The 3,911-nt window shown below is 41.3% G+C and carries 4 protein-coding genes and 1 pseudogene; 3 read left to right on the forward strand and 2 right to left on the reverse strand.

Going from position 1 to position 3,911, the window contains the following annotated elements:
• Both F6K57_RS38940 and F6K57_RS38945 read right to left on the reverse strand, forming a co-directional pair.
• A partial coding sequence (locus F6K57_RS38940; protein WP_293074026.1) for an NAD(P)-binding protein occupies positions 1 to 176 on the reverse strand: 176 nt, incomplete at its 3' end.
• A gap of 196 nt (positions 177 to 372) precedes the next feature.
• Positions 373 to 1,443, reverse strand: a complete 1,071-nt coding sequence (locus F6K57_RS38945; protein WP_293074021.1) for a glycosyltransferase — start codon at positions 1,441 to 1,443, stop codon at positions 373 to 375.
• A gap of 379 nt (positions 1,444 to 1,822) precedes the next feature.
• Here F6K57_RS38945 and F6K57_RS38950 point away from each other — a divergent pair.
• From F6K57_RS38950 to F6K57_RS38960, 3 genes and pseudogenes are all read left to right on the forward strand, one after another.
• A pseudogene (locus tag F6K57_RS38950) lies at positions 1,823 to 1,990 on the forward strand (glycosyltransferase); the annotation flags it as partial.
• 211 nt (positions 1,991 to 2,201) lie between these two features.
• Entirely contained in the window at positions 2,202 to 3,041 is an 840-nt protein-coding gene (locus F6K57_RS38955) for a glycosyltransferase (RefSeq protein WP_293074022.1), read from the forward strand.
• Between the two features lie 13 nt (positions 3,042 to 3,054).
• The coding region (locus F6K57_RS38960; RefSeq protein WP_293074024.1) for a glycosyltransferase family A protein at positions 3,055 to 3,911 on the forward strand (857 nt) is incomplete at its 3' end.

The raw sequence follows: 3,911 nt of genomic DNA on the forward strand, positions 1-3,911 counted from the left end.
AAGCGATGACCACCAATATCGAAGCGATAGCCTTTGTAGACTTCGGTGCGAGCAATACCACCGACTTTATTGGATTTTTCTAGAACGATAGGTTTAATGCCTTGTTTAACCAGGTCATAGGCAGCAGTAAGACCAGCCGGTCCTGCGCCTGTAATCACTACGGGATAATGTTCCATGGATTATAGTGCGTCAGTGGTGAGTGTTGAGTGCTTAGTAGGAGAATATCGATTTTTATTCCATAGCGATCGCAATTCTAGGTTAACCCTAAAATTAAACCTTATATTTAACGTTAAAATAACGTTATCATAACAGTTATTATTAAATGTTATTGTTCAGTTTGTTTAGATTAATGATTCAGCAATATATCAGGCTTCAATAATGATTTAAGCCTGATATATTAGGCAAGTCTATCAGAGTTTTTATGTACTTTTTAAACCAATAACGAACTATACCAATGGCAAACGCAAGTCCGCTGTAAAAGTAATACAGCCAGTGCCATGGAACGGTTCGTATAGTGAATAGTAGACCACGCTTTTGATAAAAGAATTGGTAGACAGGTCTGTTGAGTACTAGCAGGGCGAGACTAAACACACAGGTAGCCATAGCAATCAGAGTACTAGACCACCAATAAGCTGTAACTAAAGCACTTAGTAGAGCATAGACCAACACCACACTAATACGACTAGACAGTTTTAGGTTCAAGTCACTGATAAACTCACGACAGTTTTCCGGACTTGCATCGCGAACCTTGAGAATTATGGCAGTCCAGGGCAAGGCGCGGTAGAAAAAGTCAGCTCTAAGTAGAGAAATGATTCCCCAGCGCTTGAGATGTTTCACTCGTAGAGTCTTACACAGTTTAATCCTATAACCTTCTTGCTTGAGTCGATAGCCTAACTCAATGTCTTCAATACAGGGTTGACGATAATTTTCCTCAAAGCCACCCATGGCAATAAAGATGTCACGACGGATTGCGCCACAGGCACCCCAGAAGGTCGATGCTTGTTCAGATGCGGTTTGGTGAGTGTAGTGGTGGAGTAAATTTTTGTACTGGGAAAGGAAATTAGCAGCACCGGGAGCATCGTCATAGGAACCAATTAAAGCGGTTAAATTAGGTTCATTGTTAAAGATTTTCAGCACTTGAGCAATAGTATCCCGATAGATTGCTACATCAGCATCTATAAAGAACAGGATATCGCTCTGTGCTACTTTCGCTCCCAGGTTTCGGGCTTTAGCGGGACCCCCTGCTGTGGGCAATCGAATTACTGTGGCTCCAAAGTCTTGGGCTAGACGCCATGAGCCATCAGTATCGCCGTCAGCTACTACAATCACTTGATCGGGAGGGGATGCAGCTTGAGATAGTCTGGCAAGACATTGGTGAAAGTCTTCCCCTCCGTTGTATACGGGGATAATGACGGAGATAGTTAGTCTAGCAGAGTCAACCATTCTTTAGAGAATTTACCTTCAATTACTGATTGATATTTTGAGATTAAATCGTTACTCTGCATCTCAATAATACCCTCCACTAGTTTAACATTAGTTTAGTTAAAATTATCAGTTGATAATAAATTAAACTAACTCGTTGATTGGCTTTAACAAAACTACCGAATAATCCCTAGTAGGGATTTTTTTTTCAAAAAGTCCTGAATTGACTGAGTAACTCTGTACTTGTAATAGAGGTTGTGTCTACAGGTTGAGCAGTCAGCAATCCGGTATCAGCAGTCAGCGGATAGTCAGCCCATTTGATATAGCTAAACGCTGATAGCTAAATTAAAAACTCAGTTTATCTCTGTGAAAAGTATAGATATAAAATTTAAATCACCAAATGTCGGTTGTTAAAACAGTTGATAGCTTACCACTGGTTTCAGTGATTATCCCTGCCTATAATACAGAGCAGTTTATTGAAATCACATTACAGTCTGTTCTTTCTCAGACCTATAAAAACCTGGAAGTGATAGTGGTAGATGACGGTTCTCAAGACCGCACAGCTGAGAGGTTGTCTGAGAAGTCCCATTTGCTACATCCAAGCCCCCGTTGGTCCCCCAATTTTGGGGGACTTTTAGAAGCAAATGGACTCTTCCCCCAAAGTTGGGGGGCTAGGGGGGCAAAATTCAGTATCAAAAAACTTTTCAGATATCCTCTGAGATTGTTCAATCTATTGCTGAGGACGATCAGCGTGTTTACTACAACAACCAAATTTAGGGGTGGCTGCTGCTCGTAATTTAGGGATTAAAAACGCGAAGGGAGATTATATTGCTCCCCTGGATGCTGATGATATTTGGTATCCGCAAAATTTAGAAAAGCAAGTTAAACGCTTCTTGGCAACAAAGCCATCGGTAGGGTTGGTTTATGCTTGGTCGGTGGATATTAATGAAGAAAATTCACTGACTGGAGATTTCCGTGCTTCAACTATAGAGGGAAAGGTTTATAAAACTCTGGTATGTCATAACTTTTTAGGCAATGCTAGTGCATCTGTGATTCGCGCCTGTTGTTTTGAGACCGTGGGTGGCTACAACTGTCAATTGAACGCACAACAGGCTCAGGGGTGTGAGGATTGGGAGCTCTATCTGGGCATTGCAGAACATTATAAATTTGCTGTTGTGCCGGAATTTATGATTGGCTATCGCAAGATTGTTAGTAGTATGTCTCGCGACTACAGCCAAATGGCTAAGTCTCATGGTTTGATGCTAGGTGACGTTCAACAAAGGCATCCGGAGATTCCAGCAGCACTTTATCGATTGTCTAAGAGTAGTTTTTATATGTATTTGGCACGACAAAGTAGTCAGTGTAGTAGCGATCGCAGTACATTATTTTGGCTATCTCAAGCTTTGAAAGCGGATTTTATTACCCCTATTTTTCGCTATGGGTTGTATATCTTGTTCATTAAAAGCGTATTTAGAATGATCACTAAGCTGAAATCTGATAATTATGTTAATAAACCGGGTTTATCAGTCAGTTATGCGGATTTAACGAAACGCCGAGGTAGTCTATATTTCAAGCTCTTGCTTGGAAATTTATTACACCGTTCACTGCTGATGATATAAGGAATTTTCGGTTATGCTTTATCCAATCAAAGTAGTGGACATTGAGTTGAGCCGCCCCCTGACTACTCTTGATGGTTTAGATGGCTATATGGGAGTGCAAGGACTGCTTCGCTTCCATGGTGCGCCAATTGGATATGTTAAAGCACCAATTACTAATGGTCACTGCACAGCTCAAACCTTAAGTAAACGTATTCTGGAAGACCATAGCGAGACGATTATCAATCGTCTTTTGTACAATGGATTATCCTTACCTCTCGGACGGGAAAGCTTGTGTCTTGAGGATTTGTTTGATGTGCAACCACCGGAGTATAAGGGCAAGTTGCCGTTAGTAACGGTTGCGGTTTGTACTCGCGATCGCACTCCTAATCTTTCTCTATGTTTAGATGCTATCAATCAACTCGATTATCCTTACTTAGATATTATAGTTGTTGATAATGCCCCTACCAATGATAGCACAAAAAAACTAGTAGAAACTTATGCTAATATTCGTTATATCTGTGAACCTCGTCCGGGTTTAGATTGGGCGAGGAACAGAGCTGTTCTTGAAGCTAAAGGAGACATTATTGCCTATACTGATGATGATGTAGTAGTTGATTCAGCATGGGTAAAAGCATTAGCGCTAGTGTTTATTAAACATCCTGACGTTATGGCAGTGACTGGGTTAGTTGTGCCTTATGAATTGGAAACCGAAACACAAGTGCTATTTGAAATGTATGGTGGCTTCGGGCGAGGCATGAGCCGTAAATGGTATCAGGTTAATCGAGGCAACAAAATCCATTGGAGACTCCTAGGTACTGGCGAATTCGGTACAGGGGCAAACATGGCTTATCGCCGCTCAGTCTTTGATGATATTGGTTTCTTTGACCCTGC

This window comes from Moorena sp. SIO4A5 (assembly GCF_010672005.1).
In the GTDB taxonomy this organism is placed as follows: domain Bacteria; phylum Cyanobacteriota; class Cyanobacteriia; order Cyanobacteriales; family Coleofasciculaceae; genus Moorena.